Raw genomic sequence first — 17639 nt, forward strand, 5'->3', positions numbered from 1 at the left:
TCAGGCAGCAATGGCGAATCCGATACCGATAACGACCGCCACGCAGGCGAGGGTGACGATGCGCCCCGCCGCGATGGCACGCGCGTGTTGAAGACGACTGCGCGCCATGGGCCAGCGTCCATGAGCGGTCTCGCACTGCTGCATGTGGGAAGCCAGGGCGTCGAAGTCGCTTTGAATGAAGTCGATGTTCGACGGGGCGAGCGAGTGCGGATAAGACATGACACGGTTCCTTGAAGACGTTGTTCCAACCACCGCGCGAGAGAGAGCGAAAGCCACTGACGTGAGTTACAGGGTACTCCCTATGTCAAGCAGCGCAGCGAATCGAGGCGCCGGCCACGCGTAGGAGGCGGCGCACAGGGGTGCGCGCCGCCCTGCGTGGCCCGCGTCGCATGAAGAGGTGCAATCGAAGGCCAGGGATACCGCGGAACCGGCTTTGCCGGGCCGCTGGTATCGCCCCCTTGAGGGGGAGGCGCCGCAGGCGCATCGGGGGTGGACCTGCTTCAGCCTGTATTGCGCAGCCCGGCGGCGACGCCGTTGATCGAGATGTGGATGCCGCGCTGCAACCGCTCGCCGCCTTCGCCCGCACGGTAACGCCGCATCAGTTCGACCTGCAGGTGGTGCAGCGGGTCGATGTAGGGGAAACGGTGCCGCACCGAGCGCTGCATGTCGGCGTTGCCTTCGAGCCGCTGCTTGGCGCCGGTGATGAGGGTGAGTGCGTCCGACGTGCGATGCCATTCGGCCTCGATCAGTCCGAAGACCTTCTGGCGCAGCTTGCGGTCGGCCACCAGTTCCGAGTAGCGCGAGGCCAGGGCCAGGTCGCTCTTGGCCAGCACCATGTCCATGTTCGACAGCAGCGTGCGGAAGAAGGGCCACTGGGCGTACATGCGCTGCAGCAACGCCTGGCGTTCCTTCTTCGCGGCGGCCGTGGCGCCGCCTGCGACGAACTGCTCGATGGCCGAGCCGAAGCCGTACCAGCCCGGCAGCGTGAGCCGGCACTGGCCCCAGCTGAAGCTCCAGGGCACCGCGCGCAGGTCTTCGATGCTGCGGCTGGGGTTGCGCGAGGCCGGGCGCGAGCCGATGTTCAGTTCGGCGATCTCGCGGATGGGCGTGGCGCTGAAGAAGTAGTCGCCGAAGCCCGGCGTTTCGTAGACCAGGTGGCGATAGGCCGCCATGCTGGCCGACGAGAGTTCGGCCGCGGCCGAGAGGAAGGCGGCGGGTGGCGCCTTGGCCACCGGCAGCAGCGTCGCTTCGAGCGTGGCCGCGACCAGCGTTTCGAGGTTGCGCCGGCCGATTTCGCGGTTGGCGTACTTCGAGCCGATCACCTCGCCCTGTTCGGTCAGGCGGATCTGGCCGCGCACCGTGCCCGGCGGCTGCGCCAGGATGGCCTGGTAGCTCGGGCCGCCGCCGCGCCCCACCGTGCCGCCGCGGCCGTGGAACATGCGCAGCCTGATCGGATCGCTCGAACCCTTGTTCAGCTCGTCGAACAGCGCCACCAGCGCGAGGCCGGTGCGGTACAGCTCCCAGTTGCTGGTGAAGATGCCGCCGTCCTTGTTGCTGTCGCTGTAGCCGAGCATCACGTCCTGCAGCGCGCCCGAGCGCTGGATCAGCGCCTGGATGCCGGGCAGCGCGTAGAAGGCCCGCATGATGGGTGCGGCGTTGCGCAGGTCTTCGATGGTCTCGAACAGCGGCACGACGATGAGGTCGTTCGTCGCGTTGTCGTCCAGCGTGCCGCGCAGCAGGCCCACTTCCTTCTGCAGCAGCAGCGCCTCCAGCAGGTCGCTCACCGTCTCCGTGTGGCTGATGATGTAGTGGCGGATGGCGGCGGCCCCGTAGCGCGCACGCGCCGTGCGGGCGGCCGCGAAGATGGCGAGTTCGCTCTGCGTGAGCGGTGCGTACGCCGCATCCGGAATGCGCAGCGGGCGGGCCTCGTCGAGCAGGCGCAGCAGCAGCGTCTGCTTGGCGTCTTCGGACAGCGCGGCGTAGTCGGGCTCGATGCGCGCCTTGGCCAGCAACTCGGCCACCACGGCCTCGTGCTTGTCCGAACTCTGGCGCAGGTCGACGGTGGCCAGGTGAAAGCCGAACACCTCGACCGCGCGGATCAGCGGCCCCAGGCGCTGTGCGATCAGTGCCGAGCCGTGCTTGTCGTTGAGCGATTCGGCGACGGTGCGCAGATCGGCCAGAAAGACCTCGGCGTTCGGGTACGGGTTCTGCGGCGCCACCGCATGGCGCGCGGCTTCGCCGCCGGTCAGCTCGCGCAGCGTGGCGGCCAGGCGCGAGTACACGCCGGTGAGCGCACGGCGGTAGGGCTCGTCGACGCGGTGCTCGCTGTGGTCGGGTGAACGCTCGGCCAGCGCCTGCATCTCGACCGACACGTCGACCAGCGTGGCCGACAGCGACAGCTCGCCGCCGAGGTAGTGCACTTCCGTCAGGTAGTGGCGCAACACCAGCTCGGCCTGCCGGCGCAGCGCGTATTCCAGCGTCTCGGCCGTGACGTTGGGGTTGCCGTCGCGGTCGCCGCCGATCCACTGGCCCATGCGCAGGAAGGGCGCGATGCCGTCGTGGCCCAGCGCGCGCTCGAGCTCGGCGTAGACGCGCGGGATCTCGCGCAGGAAGGTCGCCTCGTAGTAGCTCAGCGCGTTCTCGATCTCGTCGGCCACGGTGAGCTTCGAGAAGCGCAGCAGGCGGGTCTGCCAGAGCTGCGTCACGCGGATGCGGATCTGGCTTTCGTTCTCGGCGTACTCCAGCGGCGTGAGCGCGTCCTTCTTGCCGGCGAAGGCCTGGCGGCGCCAGCCGATCTCGTCGCGTGCGGTCAGCAACTGGGCGATGGCGCGCTCGGCGTCGAGGATGCTCTTGCGCTGCACTTCGGTCGGGTGCGCGGTGAGCACCGGCGACACATAGCTGTGCGCCAGCGACTCCACCACGGCGGCGCTCGACACGCCGGCCTTGCGGATGCGTGCCAGCGCCGTCTCCAGGCTGCCGTCGGCACTTTCGCCGGCGCGTTCGTCCTCGGTGCGGCGGCGGATCTGGTGGCGGTCTTCGGCCAGGTTGGCAAGGTGGCTGAAATAGGTAAAGGCGCGGATCACGCGCACCGTCTCGACGGCGCTCAGGCCCTTGAGCAGGTTTTTCAGCGCGCGGTCGGCGGCGTGGTCGGCATCGCGCCGGAACGCGACGGACAGCGTGCGCACCTTCTCGACCAGTTCGTAGGTGTCCTTGCCCTCCTGCTCGCGGATCACGTCGCCGAGGATCCGGCCGAGCAGCCGGATGTCGTCGATGAGCGGTTGGTCTTCGCTGCGGGCACGCTTGGGTGCCTGTTTGGTCACGGTCGTCAGCGCCTTCTTGCCTGTCGTCATTCGCGTCATCTCCTCGTTTTGGAAGGGTGCGCCGCCTGCGTTGCTGCGGCGCAACATGCTAGCATCCCGCGGGTCTTCTTTACCTGGGAATCCGGCCTTGAGCACCATCGTGATCGCGACGCGCGAAAGCCGTCTGGCCCTCTGGCAAGCCGAGCATGTGCAACGGCTGCTGCAAGAACGAGGCCACACGGTCAGCCTGCTGGGCATGACCACCCGCGGCGACCAGATCCTGGACCGCACGCTCAGCAAGGTCGGCGGCAAAGGCCTGTTCGTCAAGGAACTCGAAACAGCGATCGAAGAGGGGCGCGCCGACATCGCGGTGCATTCGCTCAAGGACGTGCCGATGGAACTGCCCGAGGGTTTCGTGCTGGCCTGCGTGCTCGAACGCGAGGACCCGCGCGATGCCTTCGTGTCGCCGAACTACGCAACGCTCGACGCGCTGCCGCAGGGCGCGGTCGTCGGCACCTCCAGCCTGCGCCGCATGGTGCTGCTGCGCGCGCTGCGGCCCGACCTGCGCATCGAGCCGTTGCGCGGCAACCTCGACACCCGGCTGCGCAAGCTCGACGAAGGGCAGTACGACGGGATCATCCTGGCGGCTGCCGGCCTGAAGCGGTTGGGGCTCGCAAGTCGCATCCGCACCGCCTTCGAACCCGAGACGATGCTGCCGGCGGCCGGGCAGGGCGCGCTGGGCATCGAGGTGCGCGCCGATCGCGCCGACCTGATCGAGCTGCTGGCGCCGCTGATGCACCGGCCCGACGCACTGGCGGCCACCGCCGAACGCGCCGTGAGCCGCGCCATGGGCGGCAGCTGTTCCATGCCGCTGGCGGCCCATGCACGCTGGCAGCCCGACGGCAGCCTGCGCATCGAGGCCGCCTGGGGCGAGGTCGACGGGGTAGGCACGCTGGTGCGTGTCGAGGCGCAAGGCGCCGTCGGCGATGCCGTGCAGGCGGAAGCGCTCGGCGACGAGGCCGCCACCCGCCTGCGCGCGGCCGGCGCGCATTGACCGCTGCGCCGCGCGGATGAACCGCCGTGTGATCGTCACCCGACCGGCGCACGAAGGCGTGCGTTGGGTCGACACCCTGAAGGGCGCGGGGCTGGACGCGGTGGCGTTGCCGCTGATCGCGATCGCGCCGCTGCAAGATGTCAGCGCGCTCGCGGCCGCCCGTCTCACGGTCGATCGTCGGGATGCGTTGATGTTCGTGAGTTCTGCAGCCGCATCGCACTTCGTCGATGCCGAGGTTGCAGCGGCCTTCATGGCCGAACGGGCGCCGCGCGGCTGGGCCACCGGCCCCGGCACCACACGGGCGCTGCGGCAAGCCGGCGTGCCGGCATCGTGCATCGATGCCCCGGCCGACGATGCGGCGCAGTTCGATTCCGAGGCCCTGTGGGCCGTGGTGCACCCGCAGGTCGTGCCCGGCGCACGGGTGCTGATCGTTCGCGGCGGCGATGCCAGCGGCCAGCCGGGCGGTCGCGACTGGCTGGCGCGCACAGTCCAGTCGGCCGGCGGCGACGTCGAAGTCGTCGCGTCGTACCGCCGTCTCGCGCCGGTCTTCAGCGATGCCGAGCGTCGGCTGGTGAACGAGGCGGCCACCGACGGCAGCGTCTGGCTCTTCAGCAGCTCGGAAGGCATCGCGAACCTGTGCGAGGCCATGCCCGGGGTCGATTGGCGCGCCGCGCGCGCCGTGGTCACGCATCCCCGCATCGGCGACGCAGCGGAGGCGGCTGGTTTCGGCACGGTCGTGCGGTCGCAGCCCGGGCTGGAGGCGCTGACCGCGTCGATAGAATCGTTGCAATGAGTTCCGTGTCCGCGTCCCCCGATGAAACCGTGCCGGAGCCTGTTGCGCGTACGCCCGTCGCGGTGGCGGTGACGCCGCCTTCGTCGCTCGGTGCCGTGGTGCTGTCGCGCATCGTCCTGGGCCTGTTGGCGTTGATCGCCCTGCTCGCCCTGGTGCTGGTCATCGTGCTGTGGCAGAAGGTCGGCGGCATGCAGGAGCAACTCGCCCGCCAGAGCGCCGACGCGATGGCGCAGTCGCTCGAGGCCCGCACGTTGGCACGTCAGGCACACGAGACCGTGCGCGACACCGCTGCGCGGCTGGCGCTCACCGAGACCCGCGTGGCCGAAGTCGCATTGCAGCGGGCTCAGCTCGAGGAGTTGATGCAGAGTCTCTCGCGTTCGCGCGACGAGAACCTGGTGGTGGACATCGAGTCGGCCGTGCGGCTGGCCCTGCAGCAGGCGCAGGTTACCGGCAACGTCGAACCGTTGCTCGCCGTGCTCAAGGCGGCCGACGTGCGCATCACGCGCGCTGCCCAGCCGCGGCTCGCGCCGCTGCAGCGCGCCGTCCAACGCGACGCCGATCGGCTGCGGGCCACGGCCAGCGGCGACGACGGTGCCGCGCTCCAGAAGCTCGACGAGCTGATGCGCGGCGTGGACGATCTGCCGACGCTCAACGCCGTCGGCGTGCGCAGCGGCGGCACCGGCTCGGGCGCCCTGTTGAACGAGCCGATTCCGGCAGACGCCCCCTGGTGGAAGCGCATCCTGATGGCGGTGCAGGCGGAGGCGCGCTCCCTGGTGCGCGTCGGCCGCATCGAGCGGCCCGAGGCCGTGCTGCTGTCGCCCGACCAGACCTTCTTTCTGCGCGAGAACCTCAAGCTCAAGCTGCTCAATGCGCGATTGGCCCTGCTGTCGCGCCAGGTCGACACGGCCCGCAGCGAACTGGCATTGGTGACGGCATCGCTCAACCGCTATTTCGACCCGGCCTCGCGACGGGTGCAGGCTGCGGCGACCCTGCTGCAGCAACTGCAGTTGCAGGTCCGTACGGCCGAGACGCCGCGCGTCGACGACACGCTCGCCGCACTGGCCACTGCCGCGGCCGGCCGCTGAGCGTCGACGACCCATGCGCGCCGCTCTCTGGCTCCTCGCTCTTTTCGGCATCGCCGCCGCGGTGGCGCTGTTCGCGGGCAACAACCAGGGGACGATCACGGTCTTCTGGCCGCCGTGGCGCGTCGATCTGTCGCTGAATCTGGTGCTCCTGCTGCTGGCCGGCACCTTCGTGCTGTTGTACGCAGCGCTGCGGGCATTGGCGGCGCTGTTCTCGCTGCCGCACCAGGCGCGCCAATGGCGGGTGCAGCAGAAGGAGCGTGCCCTGCACACGGCATTGCTCGACGCCATGGTGCAGTTGATGGCCGGACGTTTTTCGCGTGCGCGTCGCGCTGCCATGGCCGCTCTGGCGCAGGAGCGCACGTTGGAGGCGCTCGACGTCGAATTGCCGCAGGCCCGTCAACTGCGCGTGCTGTCGCACCTGCTGGCGGCCGAGAGTGCGCAGTCGTTGCAGGACCGGGCTGCGCGCGATGCGCATCTGCAACAGGCCCTCAACGAAAGCGCCGAGCGGGGCGGGCTGAGCCCCGAGACGCGCGAAGGCGTGCAATTGCGTTCGGCCCGCTGGGCGCTGGAAGACCGCGATCCCGCGGCAGCCCTGGCGCGGCTGAAGGAGCTGCCGCAGGGCGTGCAACGCCGCACGCTGGCGCTGCGCCTGCATCTGAAGGCGGCTCGGCAGGAGAACCGAACGCTCGAAGCGCTTCAGACGGCCCGTCTGTTGGCCAAGCACCGTGCCTTTTCCGAGTCGGCGGCGCGCAGCATCGTGCGTGGCCTGGCGCTGGAACTGCTGTCCGGTGCCCACGACGCCGCCCAACTGGTGCGCGCCTGGGACGATCTCGAGCCCGTCGAACGCCAGATGCCCGAAGTCGCCATCCATGCAGCGCAGCGGATGGTGGCGCTGCAGGGCGACCTCGCGGTCGCGCGCGGCTGGTTGCTGCCGGTGTGGGAGCGTATGGCGAGCCGCCCCGAGGATCTGGGCGCCGGCCTGCGGGTGAAGCTGGTCCTGGCGCTCGAGGCCGGCCTGGCGTCGGTCGACGCGGATTGGCTCGCGCGCATAGAAGCAGCGCAGCGCAGCGACCCGCGCGACGCCACGCTGCAATACCTGGCGGGCATGGCGTGCATGAAGCGCCAGTTGTGGGGCAAGGCCCAGCAGTTGCTCTCGCAGGCCGGCGCGAGCCTGCAGGACGTCACGCTGTATCGAAGGGCCTGGCGGGCGCTGGCCGAGCTTGCCGAAGCACGCGACGATGCCCTTCAGGCCACGGCCGCCTGGAAGCGCGCAGCGCAGATCGACGACGTCTGAATTGCGCGGGTTTCTGTCGGCGGACCCGCGCGATTGGAGGGTGGGTTCCGTTCGGAATGCGGCACAGTGTGACTTTTTTCACGGCTTTGCCCCCCTGGCAAAAGATGTACGCCCAGAAACAATTGAGGCAGTCAGCCGGAGCTGAGGTACAGTACGAACTGTTTCCAAAAGTATTCATTTTGGTCAATGCGGAGCCCGGTTTGAAAAGTTTCTTAGTACATGCCGCCCTGTTCACGTCCGCAGCACTCGTGCTGCAGGGCTGTGCCCCGTTGGCGCCGGGCTTCAGTTCGGCCAGCGGCGATGCCGATCGGGCCGTTTCGCCCTCCGGCTTCTCGGCACCGAACGAGGACCCACCACCCCCCGGCGCCCTGACGGAGATCACGCCGGCCCTGATCCAGGCGCAGCGCGCGAACTCGATCAAGGCCGTGCCGCCGGAAGTGCAGGCGCTTGTCGGCGTGGCCGAGCAATACCGCATCGGTCCGGGCGATGTCGTGGGCATCGTGGTTTACGACCACCCCGAGATCGCGTTCAGCGCCACGCCCGCCACCACCGTGGCGGATGCTTCCAGCGTCTCGCCGGCGCCGGGCTTCATCGTGTCGAACACCGGTCAGCTCACGTTCCCCTATGCCGGTCCCGTCACGGCCGCTGGCATGACGGTGCAGGAACTCGAGGATGTGCTCGTGCGTCGCCTGTCGCGTGTCTTCAAGGAGCCGCAACTGAGCGTGCGCGTGACGGCGTTCCGCAGCAAGCGCGCCTACATCGAAGGCGAAGTGCGAACGCCAGGCCTGATGGTGTTCACCGACATTCCCATGACCCTCGCCGAGGCGCTCAACCGGGCCGGCGGTTTCACGGCCAACGGCGATCGCTCCTTTGTGACGCTCACACGCAATGGCTCGACGGTTCCGTTGGACCTCGTCGCCTTGAACGACGCGGGCATCGACCCGACACGCATTCCTCTGAAGAACGGCGACCTGGTGATGGTGCGTGGCCGCGACGAACGCAAGGTGACGGTCATGGGCGAAGTGACCCAGCAGGCCGCCATTCCGATGCGCAACGGCCGCCTGAGTCTCAACGACGCGCTGGGGGACGTGGGTGGCGTGGACCTGACGCAGGGCAACCCGCGCCAGATCTACGTGGTCCGCAACGAAGCCCAGGGCGGACAGTCGCTCTTTCATCTGGATGCGCGCACGCCGATGGCGCTCGCCCTGGCCGATCAGTTTGCGCTTCGACCCAAGGATGTGGTCTTCGTCGATCCAGTGCCGCTGGTGCGCTGGAACCGCGTGATCAACCTGATTCTCCCGTCGACGACCACGGCAACGTCCGTGCGTGACCTCAACCGCCCGGTTGGGAACTGAGTCACCGTGTCCATCCGGAACATTCTGATCGTGTGCATCGGAAACATCTGCCGCAGCCCCATGGCCGAAGGCCTGGTGAAGGCGGCGCTGCCCGATCGGCAGGTCGCATCGGCAGGCCTGGGCGCGCTGGTCGGCCAGGGCGCCGACCCGATCGCCTGCGCGCTCATGAAGGAGCGCGGGTTGAGCATTGATGCGCACCGCGCCCAGCAGCTGCAGAGCGACATGTGCCGACGTGCCGATCTCATTCTCGTGATGGACGGCGGCCAGCGCCGCGAGATCGAGCAGCGCTATCCCTTTGCCCTCGGCCGGGTGTTCCGCTTGTGCGAACGCTCTGGTCAGGACGTTCCCGATCCGTACCGCGCCGGTGACAGCGCCTTCCGCACATCCTTCGCGCTGATCGAGAGCGGCGTGCAGCAGTGGGTCCAACGCATTTCAAGAGTGTCCAGCTGATGAATTCCACATTTCCCCATTCCACCGTCGCCGCGTCCAATGCCGTGGACGACGACCGCGATCTCGACATCGGCCACTACATCGATGTGCTCCTGGCGCAGAAGTGGCTGATCCTCATCGTCACGCTGGTGACGCTTGCGATCGGCACGGCCTACGCGCTGCTGGAGCGACCGGTGTATCAGCCCGTGGCGCTGATCCAGGTCGAGGATCAGCAAGGCAGCGAGAACAAGAGCGCCCTGGGCGAGGCGGCCGGGCTGTTCGATGTACGCACGCCGACCAGCGCAGAGATGGAAATCATCCGCTCGCGGATGGTGGTGGCGCCGGCGGTGGAGGCGACCAAGCTCTATATCTCCAGCACCCCTCGCTACATCCCCTACATCGGTGGCTGGATGGCGCGCAATTCCAACGGGTTGTCCGATCCGGGCGTGCTGGGATTCCCAGGCTACGTGTCGGGAACCGAGCGCATCGTCGTGTCGCAGTTTGACGTGCCGGGCCCGCTCGAAGGCACGCCGTTCCGGGTGACCGCCAAGGGCGGCGGCCAATACACGATCGAGCACCCCCGGCTGGCGGCGCCGCTGTCCGGCACGGTGGGCACGCCACTCAACGCGCAGACGGAGGAAGGCCCCATCGCGCTGCAGGTCGACCAGCTCGCCGGCAAGTCAGGCGCCGAGTTCGATCTGGTGCGCTCGGCCAAGCCGCAGACCATCGCCGAGGTGCAGGGTGAGCTCAAGCTGGAGGAGCGCGGAAAGACCTCCGGCATCATCGCCGTCTCCATGATGGGCACGGACCCCTACAGGACCACCCGCGTCCTCAACGCGGTCGGCGCGCAGTACGTTCGCCAGAACATCGAGCGCAAGGCCGCCGAAGCGCAAAAGACGCTGGCTTTCCTGGACGTCCAGCTGCCGCAGTTCAAACGGCAGCTCGAGGCTTCGGAAGAGGTCTACAACCGGTTCCGCAATCAGAAGGCGACTGTCGCGTTCAATGAAGAGGCGACCGCCGTCCTCACCGAATCTGTCGACCGCCAGACGCGCCTGCTCGAAGCACAGCAGCGTCGCCGTGAACTGGAAAGCCGATTCACGGCAGCCCACCCGTCGGTGCAGACGCTCGACGCGCAGATCGCTGCGCTGCAGCGCGAAATCGGCAGCATCCAGTCGCGCATCAAAGGCCTGCCGGCGATCCAGCAGGAAGCTGTTCGCATGGAACGCGACGTGAAGGTCAACACCGAGCTGTACCAGTCGCTGTTGAACAACGCGCTGCAACTTCGGCTTGTGAAGGAAGGCAAGGTCGGGAACGTGCGTGTTCTGGACGAAGCCGTGGTGCCCGAGATTCCGGTCAAGCCCAACCGCAAGGTGATCGTTGGCGCCGCGCTGGCACTGGGTCTGTTCCTGGGCATCCTCGTTGCCTTCCTGCGCAACGCCTTCATCGAGCAGCGCATCCGTGATCCGCACGAGGTCGAGACCCACACCGGCCTGCCCGTTTTCTCGACGATTCCCTTGAGCGGTGCCCAGGGCGCCATCGCCAAGCGCCGCCTGACCGGTGCGACCGGCGTGCGCTTGCTCGCCATCGAGCATCCGGACGATCCGGCCGTGGAAAGCCTGCGCAGCCTGCGCACCGCGATGCAGTTCGCGATGCTCGAATCGCCCAACAACCGGGTGCTGATCACGGGCGCGACGCCGGGCCTCGGCAAGAGCTTCGTTTCGGCCAACTTCGCGGCGCTGATGGCGGCGGCGGGCAAGCGCACGCTGCTGATCGACGCCGACCTGCGGCGCGGCCATGCCCACCAGTATTTCGGGCTGCAGCGCCACGGTGGTCTGTCGGAACTCATCGCCGGCAGTCTGACCGTGCAGCAGACCGTGCACCGCCAAGTGGTCCCCGACCTCGACTTCCTGGCCACCGGTCAGTTGCCGCCGAACCCTTCGGAACTGCTGGTCTCGGAGTCGTTCAAGGCCACGCTCGAGCGCTTGTCCGAACTCTACGACCTGGTGGTCGTCGACACGCCGCCTGTGCTGGTGGCGGCCGACACCATGACCGTGGCTGCGCACACCGGCACGGTGCTGCTGGTGGCACGCGCCGACCAATCCACCATGGGCGAGCTCAAGGAAAGCGTGCGTCGGCTGGCGCTGGGCGGCCGGGCCGCGACCGGTGTCCTGCTGAACGCGATGAACGTCGACAAGCGGGCCTACAGCGCCTACAAGTACGGCCGCTATCGCTACACCAACTACAACTACGAAAGCATCCTGCCGGACGAGCAGTGATGCATGCCGGGGCCGTCGCGGCCTCGGTTGTCAAGGCGCTCCTGGACGCCCAATGAAAAGACCGCCGAGGCGGTCTTTTTCCGTTGGGTCGCCAGGCCTTCAGCGAGGCCGTTGCGCGATGCAGTCTTCCAGGTCTCGCTCGAACCGTTCCAGCACGGCATCCTGGGCGAAATGTTCTTCGGCAAAGCGTCGCGCTTGCTCGCCAAGCGATCGACGCAGCGCCGCATCGGCGGCCAAGGATTGAACGGCGTTGGCGAAGCTGGCTGCATCCTCCGGCGGCACGATGCGGCCGCACTGCGACACGACCCGACCCAGCTCGGTGTCGGCGCGTGCGCCCGCCACCACGGGCCGGCCGCTGCTGAGCATGCCGGTCAACTTGGAGGGCATCACGAGGTCGGCCGCATCGGCACGCTGCGGTAGCAGGTGCACGTCGGCCAGGCCGAGCAGCTCTCCCAGTCGGTCGACCGGTTGGAGGTCCAAGAAGCGCACGTTGCTCAGGCCGGCGCACCGGGCCATCAGCCCTTCGCGTCCCGATCCGTTGCCACAGAACACGAAGACGATGTTCGGGGTGTCGCGCGTCAGCATCGCCGCATCGGCGAGCGATTCCAGACCCTGCTTGGCGCCCATGTTGCCGGAATACAGCGCGACCACCGCGTCGTCGGCGATGCCCAGTTCGCGCCGGTAGGGGCTGGGGCTCGTCAACGGCCGAATGGCAGAGACATCCGCCCAATTTGGGAATGACAGCAATCGCTCGGGGGCGACTCCCTTGCGAAGCGCACGTTCCAGCATGCGTTGCGAGATCGTCGACACCCGGTCGAAACGCCGCATCAGGCGTCCTTCGCCGCCGCTCACGATCGAGCGCAGGCGCTCACCTTCGAGCAGGCCCAGTTCGAAGGCTGCGTCAACCTCGTAGTCCTGAATGTGCAGCCAGCTGCGGGCCGATCGCAGGCGCGCGAAGAGAAGCCCTGCGGGTGTGCAAAAGAGGGGGGGCTCGGTCATCCAGACCACGTCGGGCTTCCACCGCCATTGCGCCAGCAAAGCGGGAATGCTCGCGATCGCGAAGCTCGCCAGGTGCAACAGCCGGCGTGCGCCGTTCACCTTTCGAGGCACCCACAGCGGGGCGCGAAAGACCTGGGCGCCGCACCATTCCTCTCGCGTGTAGCGGCGACTGCTATAGCCGTCGCGGACTTTCCAGTCAGGGTAGTAGGGCGGGGCGGTCACCACGCGGACATCGTGCCCGCGGGCCGCAAGCCAGGCGACCATCTCGCCGGTGTATTTGCCGATGCCCGTGAGCTCTGGCGCGAAGTTGATGCCGTAGACGAGAAGTTTCATCGATGCGAGAAAGCGTGAAACCCGGCGCTCGGCCGGCTTGTCTCACGAGGACGTCACGAGGACGTCACGAGGACGATGAACGCGCCGGGAAAAGATCGCTCGACGGGTATCGGAAGAGCAAGAGGAAGTAGCCTAACAGCAGGCCCAGCAGGCCATTGGCCGAGAGCTGACCGATGGCAGGCCAGGTCATGATGCCCACCACCATCGTAATCCACAGCACCATGGGAAAGGACGCGTTCCGCACGATCGCCATCCGCAGTGCATACACCAGACCAATGAGCAGCACGGCAAGCTTCAGTGCCACGAAGGCGAAGCCGAGCAAGCCGCCTTCCAGGACGATCCGCCCGGTTTCGGATTCCGCCAGCCCGAAGTTCGCACCGCCACGGTAGAGCGACGAGGCGAGGTTCGACCCCGCGCCCAGGCCCTGACCGAGCCAGGTGACCTGACTGAGGACATGGGGTTCGCCGATGAACGTCGACAACAGGCGATCCCAGAAGTTTTCGTCCGACGATGCCTGTTCGAACCGTTGCTGCGTGACCTGGATCGCATCGGAAAAGAAGAAGAGAAATCCGCCCACCAGTACCGTCGCCACCACGACGGCGCCCAGTGCAGCCGGCTTGTCGCGCGTTCTGGAGAACACGAGCCGTGCGATCAGGTACGCGCCGAGCATCACGCCCGCAGAGACAACGGCCGCACGCGAGCCGCTGACCACGCTGCCGACGATGAAGGCGCCGAAGCCGGCCAGGGCGAACAGGCGCTGCGCGATCGTGAATTTGCGAGCGGCCACCAGTGCGAAGACCAGCGGAGCCACCAGGATGAGATAGGTCGCGTAACCCGAAGTGAAGCTGAAGGTGCCCGTGGTTCGGACCACGCCGGCGATCGCCACGAAAACAGACTCTTCGTCACCGTCCAGCTGACGGTTGATGGTGGCGCCAGGGGAGGAGTAATGCTGCAGAACCGCCAGGGGCGCCAGGACGATCATGACCACCACCGCCATGCGCACGGCCGCGCGGTAGTCGGTCTCGGTCATGGTGGCGGCAGCAGCCACGGCGAACCAGATGTACAGCAGCCAGAATCGCAGGCCGATGAGGAAAATGGTCGGCGTACTCTCACCGCCGACCATCTGCATCAGCCCCCAGCCGACGACCAGCAGCGTCCACGCCAGCAGCACCGTCGTCACTTTCTGGTAGCGGCGAAGGTGGCCGCCACGCCAGGCGTAGAGCACCATGTACAACGCCAGCAAGTCGCGCAGCAGGATGAGCGGCAGGGTGGCGGCCGAAGCGACCCATTTGCGAATCGCGCCTTCGAAGACCACGATCAGCAGGACCGCCAGGAAGATCCGGCCCGCACGACTCAGGGCGGTGGGCCGGCTTGCGGCGCGCGTGGCGGCTCGGTGTGTGGGGGCGTAGCTGCTCATTGCAGGACCTTTGTGCTGCGCACGGCAGTGCCGGACTGGGTCGGATGGGGGGAAGGCGTGCCGCCTGCGCGGGCCTCGTTGCACAGGGTCTGCAAGACGGTGCTGTGGGCGGCGATGCGGTGAGGCTCATACCAGCGCCGCGCGGCCCGGCCGATCAGCCAGGGGTCGAGGCCCCGGGTGTCGTCGAGTGCACCGAAGCCCGCGGCGTAGTGGACGTTGGGCTGCAGGCCGTCGTAGGCCCCCATCTCGTCTCCGAGCAGGATCGGGCAGGCCCCGTGTGCCGCGTACGCCGCAAAAATGCCGCTCTTGCCGACATAGTCGGCGCCGTAGAACAGCGCGCCGAACCGTGCGGTCGCCAGTGCCTGGCTGACCTGTTCGGCCGGCAGCATGCCGTGCCGAATCACGCCCGCCTCGGCAAGCGATGCTGCCATCGTGGCGTCCTGCATGGGCTTGCCGATGTCATGGATGGCCAGCTGGTGCCGCTTCGCGAAACGAAAGATCTCGCCATCGCCGAACCCGTAGACCTGCAACCGCAGCGCTTCGCTGCCGAACACCACGATCGAGGCCTCGCGCTCGTTGTCGAGCACTTCAGGCTCGCCCACGTTCGAGAACACCGGCATCACGCGGTGCGGGGCGCTCGCATTCTGTGAACGCAGCCACTGCGCGGCCATCTCGCGATTGGTGAGCCAGAAGTCCGCCTGCTCGAGCAGATCCCGCGCGATGCGCCTCTGGATCCCGCTCAGCCAGAAAGCCGAACTCCAAGGCGGGCCGGAGGCATAGAGTTCGTGGAAGACGACGCCGAAGACCTTGAAACGCGAGCGCAGGCGCTTGATTTCTGGCAGCAGCCAGGTCGGGACGCCGCGCTTCTGGAAGCCATAGCCACTGAAGTGGAGCAGCAGCATGTCGCCGGACCATTCGCGCGTGTCGGTCTGCGGGGTCAATTCCCGCACGGGTGCACCGAGCTGATCGGCGAGCATCGAGGCGTAGTCGCGCACGCCGCCCGTACCCGGTGGAATCACGGAAATCGAAGAAGCTTGCATGCGGCGGTTCGCGGGATTCCGTCAGGCGGCAACCGCCGCGCGCGACAGGAAGTCTTGATAGGCGCGTTCGATGCCCTCGCGCAGCTGGACCTGCGGCGCCCAACCCAAGTCGCGGATGCGCGTGATGTCCAGCAGCTTGCGCGGCGCGCCGTCGGGCTTGCTCGTGTCCTGGCGGATTTCGCCCTGGTACCCGATCACGTCGCTCACCAGTCGCGCCAGTTCGGCGATCGAAAGGTCTTCGCCGCTGCCCACGTTGATGTGGCTGTTCATCGGCTCCGTGAATTCGTCGTAGCGATTCGCTTCGAGGTTCATGACGTGAACGCAGGCCTCCGCCATGTCGTCGACGTACAGGAACTCACGTTTTGCCTGGCCGGTTCCCCAGATGACGACGTCGGCCGCATCGGCCTCGCGTGCTTCGTGGAAGCGGCGGATCAGCGCCGGCAGCACATGGCTATTGTCCGGGTGGTAGTTGTCGCCTGGCCCGTAGAGGTTGGTCGGCATCACGCTTCGGTAGTCGGTGCCGTACTGTCGGTTGTAGCTCTCGCAAAGCTTGATGCCGGCGATCTTGGCGATGGCATACGGCTCATTGGTGGGCTCCAGCTTGCCGGTAAGCAGGGCATCTTCGGCCATCGGCTGAGGCGCCAGGCGAGGATAGATGCAGCTCGACCCGAGAAACAGGAGCCGCTGCACGCCGCTGCGCCAGGCCTGGTGGATCACATTCGCTTCCAGCATCAGGTTCGAATACAGAAACTCGGCCGGGTAGGTATTGTTGGCGTGGATGCCGCCCACCCTGGCAGCAGCGAGATACACCTGCGCTGGTTTTTCCTGTGCCATGAAGTCGCGCACGGCCGCTTGGTCGGTCAGATCCAGTTCGGCGCTGGTGCGGGTGATGATGCGTGTGTGGCCCTGCGCTTCGAGACAGCGGACGATGGCGCTGCCCACCATGCCGCGGTGGCCAGCCACGTAGATGGGCGAATCAAGTTGGTTCATGCGTGTGTGAGCTTCAATGGGGCGAGACAAGTGTGGACACTGCTCGTGTGCGAGGGTCGCTATGCCTTGGCCATGCCAAGACAACGGGCGACATCCAGGCGCGCAGACCGCATCATCGCTCTTTTCCCCGAGCGTCGAATGACCTGGGAGGTGCGCTCCCCAGGGTCAGCGCGAACCTTCGCCGGAAATGACCGCACGGGCCGTCTTCACGAGGATCTTGAGGTCAAGCCAGAGCGACCAGTTGTTGACGTAGTAGGCGTCGAGTTCGACACGCTGGGCGTACGACAGCCGATTGCGGCCACTGACCTGCCAGAGCCCGGTGATGCCCGGGCGCATGGCGCAATAGTGCGCCCAGTGGCGGCCGTAAAGGCTGCGCTGGCGCTCCATGCAAGGCCGCGGTCCGATCAGGCTCATGTCGCCTTTGAGCACGTTCCAGAACTGGGGCAGTTCGTCCAGGCTGATCTTGCGGATGATCCGGCCCAGCGGTGTGATACGGGGGTCCTGCTCCAGCTTTTGAAATGTGTCCCACTGGGTGCGGGCCGCATCGTTCTTGCTGAGATAGTCGTCCAGGATGGTTTCGGAGTCGCGCACCATCGAGCGGAACTTGTAGAAGCGAAAGCGCTGGCCGCCTTCACCGATCCGGACCTGCCAGAAATGCACCGGCCGCCCCATGCTGATGGCGACACCCAGCGCGACGGCAAGATACAGAGGCCCGAACAGCGCAAAGAACACCAGCGCCGCGACGATGTCGACGATGCGTTTGATGGTGCGCTGCACGAAGGTCAATTGCCGCGGCGAGTAGGTGGTAGGAGCCGGAGACGAGGGTTCGCCGCCGCCTGGATGACGCCGCATCAGATTTCCTTGCGCAGTCGAATCGGTACGAAACATGGGCTTTCCCCTTGGGGGCTGCTTCACAGCGGAAGCAGCGTAACGCTTTAATACTATTGGCAAGAATTTGAACACATTCGTTCTAGTCTGTCGTGCCGGCAAAAGCGGTAGAACTTCCTGCCAATCGTCTAAACGTGCACTATTTCACACCGCGCGAGCCTTGTGCACTGCAGCATTCTAGGTGCGAAAGTAATTCTTTCGGCTGACGGATACAAGGGGACACGGATAGCCGCAAAGAGGGCGGACTTCCCGAGGGTGAGAGGGTCGGAATGGGGCAGACCGCCAAAGAAAAAGGGCCGCGACCCACGCTGAAAAGCGTTGTCACGGCCCGCCGGTTCAGACGAGAGCTGCTGCGCCTTCGGCGGCAGCGGCCTGCTTGTGCCGAGT

General features: G+C 67.0%; 14 protein-coding genes. 7 read left to right on the top strand and 7 right to left on the bottom strand.

The annotated features are described in order from the left end of the window. Nucleotides 1-219: a hypothetical protein gene (locus tag ACSFA0_RS06265; protein ID WP_435449352.1), complete on the bottom strand. Its 219-nt coding sequence runs from the start codon at nt 217-219 to the stop codon at nt 1-3. Nucleotides 220-500: 281 nt separating this feature from the next. Continuing rightward, nucleotides 501-3350: a phosphoenolpyruvate carboxylase gene (gene ppc / locus ACSFA0_RS06270; protein ID WP_435449353.1), complete on the bottom strand. Its 2850-nt coding sequence runs from the start codon at nt 3348-3350 to the stop codon at nt 501-503. 55 nt (nt 3351-3405) lie between these two features. Here ppc and hemC point away from each other — a divergent pair, with 55 nt between their 5' ends. The 7 genes from hemC to ACSFA0_RS06305 all read left to right on the top strand — a co-directional run bounded on the left by hemC (nt 3406) and on the right by ACSFA0_RS06305 (nt 11585). Beyond that, on the top strand, nt 3406-4353 hold the full coding sequence (hemC, locus tag ACSFA0_RS06275; RefSeq protein WP_435449354.1) for a hydroxymethylbilane synthase: 948 nt from the start codon (nt 3406-3408) through the stop codon (nt 4351-4353). A 16-nt stretch (nt 4354-4369) separates the two neighbouring features. Then, a complete protein-coding gene (locus tag ACSFA0_RS06280; protein WP_435449355.1) occupies nt 4370-5146 on the top strand; it encodes a uroporphyrinogen-III synthase in 777 nt (258 codons plus the stop codon). Then, entirely contained in the window at nt 5143-6231 is a 1089-nt protein-coding gene (locus ACSFA0_RS06285; protein WP_435449356.1) for a uroporphyrinogen-III C-methyltransferase, read from the top strand. The genes ACSFA0_RS06280 and ACSFA0_RS06285 overlap by 4 nt, the downstream gene beginning before the upstream one ends. Before the next feature lie 13 nt (nt 6232-6244). Next, complete coding sequence (locus ACSFA0_RS06290) at nt 6245-7525, top strand: heme biosynthesis protein HemY (RefSeq protein WP_435449357.1); 1281 nt, start codon at nt 6245-6247, stop codon at nt 7523-7525. Between the two features lie 68 nt (nt 7526-7593). Beyond that, nucleotides 7594-8880 carry a polysaccharide biosynthesis/export family protein gene (locus ACSFA0_RS06295; protein ID WP_435449358.1) on the top strand — a complete coding sequence of 429 codons (1287 nt, stop codon included), beginning with the start codon at nt 7594-7596 and terminating at the stop codon, nt 8878-8880. A gap of 12 nt (nt 8881-8892) precedes the next feature. After that, a complete protein-coding gene (locus ACSFA0_RS06300) occupies nt 8893-9330 on the top strand; it encodes a low molecular weight protein-tyrosine-phosphatase (protein ID WP_435450906.1) in 438 nt (145 codons plus the stop codon). Then, on the top strand, nt 9330-11585 hold the full coding sequence (locus ACSFA0_RS06305) for a polysaccharide biosynthesis tyrosine autokinase (protein ID WP_435449359.1): 2256 nt from the start codon (nt 9330-9332) through the stop codon (nt 11583-11585). Before ACSFA0_RS06300 ends, ACSFA0_RS06305 begins: the two co-directional genes overlap by 1 nt. A 99-nt stretch (nt 11586-11684) precedes the next feature. Here ACSFA0_RS06305 and ACSFA0_RS06310 read toward each other — a convergent pair whose 3' ends face one another. The 5 genes from ACSFA0_RS06310 to ACSFA0_RS06330 all read right to left on the bottom strand — a co-directional run bounded on the left by ACSFA0_RS06310 (nt 11685) and on the right by ACSFA0_RS06330 (nt 17141). After that, nucleotides 11685-12917: a glycosyltransferase WbuB gene (locus ACSFA0_RS06310; RefSeq protein WP_435449360.1), complete on the bottom strand. Its 1233-nt coding sequence runs from the start codon at nt 12915-12917 to the stop codon at nt 11685-11687. A gap of 64 nt (nt 12918-12981) precedes the next feature. Further along, nucleotides 12982-14334: an O-antigen ligase family protein gene (locus tag ACSFA0_RS06315; RefSeq protein WP_435449361.1), complete on the bottom strand. Its 1353-nt coding sequence runs from the start codon at nt 14332-14334 to the stop codon at nt 12982-12984. Next, the gene (locus ACSFA0_RS06320) at nt 14331-15374 is read right to left on the bottom strand and encodes a hypothetical protein (RefSeq protein ID WP_435449362.1); all 1044 of its coding nucleotides are present in this window, start codon (nt 15372-15374) and stop codon (nt 14331-14333) included. Before ACSFA0_RS06320 ends, ACSFA0_RS06315 begins: the two co-directional genes overlap by 4 nt. Nucleotides 15375-15395: 21 nt before the next feature. Beyond that, nucleotides 15396-16364, bottom strand: a complete 969-nt coding sequence (gene fcl, locus ACSFA0_RS06325) for a GDP-L-fucose synthase (RefSeq protein ID WP_435449363.1) — start codon at nt 16362-16364, stop codon at nt 15396-15398. A 165-nt stretch (nt 16365-16529) separates the two neighbouring features. Next, nucleotides 16530-17141 carry a sugar transferase gene (locus ACSFA0_RS06330; protein WP_435449364.1) on the bottom strand — a complete coding sequence of 204 codons (612 nt, stop codon included), beginning with the start codon at nt 17139-17141 and terminating at the stop codon, nt 16530-16532. Nucleotides 17142-17639 lie beyond the last annotated feature (498 nt).

The organism is Variovorax restrictus (assembly GCF_051216715.1).
Classification (GTDB): Bacteria; Pseudomonadota; Gammaproteobacteria; order Burkholderiales; family Burkholderiaceae_C; genus Variovorax.

What these genes read in the sequence shown, in the direction of transcription:
- ACSFA0_RS06265 (WP_435449352.1), bottom strand. Translation starts at nt 219, where the DNA reads ATGTCTTATCCGCACTCGCTCGCCCCGTCGAACATCGACTTCATTCAA.
- ppc (WP_435449353.1), bottom strand. Translation starts at nt 3,350, where the DNA reads ATGACGACAGGCAAGAAGGCGCTGACGACCGTGACCAAACAGGCACCC.
- hemC (WP_435449354.1), top strand. Translation starts at nt 3,406, where the DNA reads ATGCTAGCATCCCGCGGGTCTTCTTTACCTGGGAATCCGGCCTTGAGC.
- ACSFA0_RS06280 (WP_435449355.1), top strand. Translation starts at nt 4,370, where the DNA reads ATGAACCGCCGTGTGATCGTCACCCGACCGGCGCACGAAGGCGTGCGT.
- ACSFA0_RS06285 (WP_435449356.1), top strand. Translation starts at nt 5,143, where the DNA reads ATGAGTTCCGTGTCCGCGTCCCCCGATGAAACCGTGCCGGAGCCTGTT.
- ACSFA0_RS06290 (WP_435449357.1), top strand. Translation starts at nt 6,245, where the DNA reads ATGCGCGCCGCTCTCTGGCTCCTCGCTCTTTTCGGCATCGCCGCCGCG.
- ACSFA0_RS06305 (WP_435449359.1), top strand. Translation starts at nt 9,330, where the DNA reads ATGAATTCCACATTTCCCCATTCCACCGTCGCCGCGTCCAATGCCGTG.
- ACSFA0_RS06310 (WP_435449360.1), bottom strand. Translation starts at nt 12,917, where the DNA reads ATGAAACTTCTCGTCTACGGCATCAACTTCGCGCCAGAGCTCACGGGC.
- ACSFA0_RS06315 (WP_435449361.1), bottom strand. Translation starts at nt 14,334, where the DNA reads ATGAGCAGCTACGCCCCCACACACCGAGCCGCCACGCGCGCCGCAAGC.
- ACSFA0_RS06320 (WP_435449362.1), bottom strand. Translation starts at nt 15,374, where the DNA reads ATGCAAGCTTCTTCGATTTCCGTGATTCCACCGGGTACGGGCGGCGTG.
- fcl (WP_435449363.1), bottom strand. Translation starts at nt 16,364, where the DNA reads ATGAACCAACTTGATTCGCCCATCTACGTGGCTGGCCACCGCGGCATG.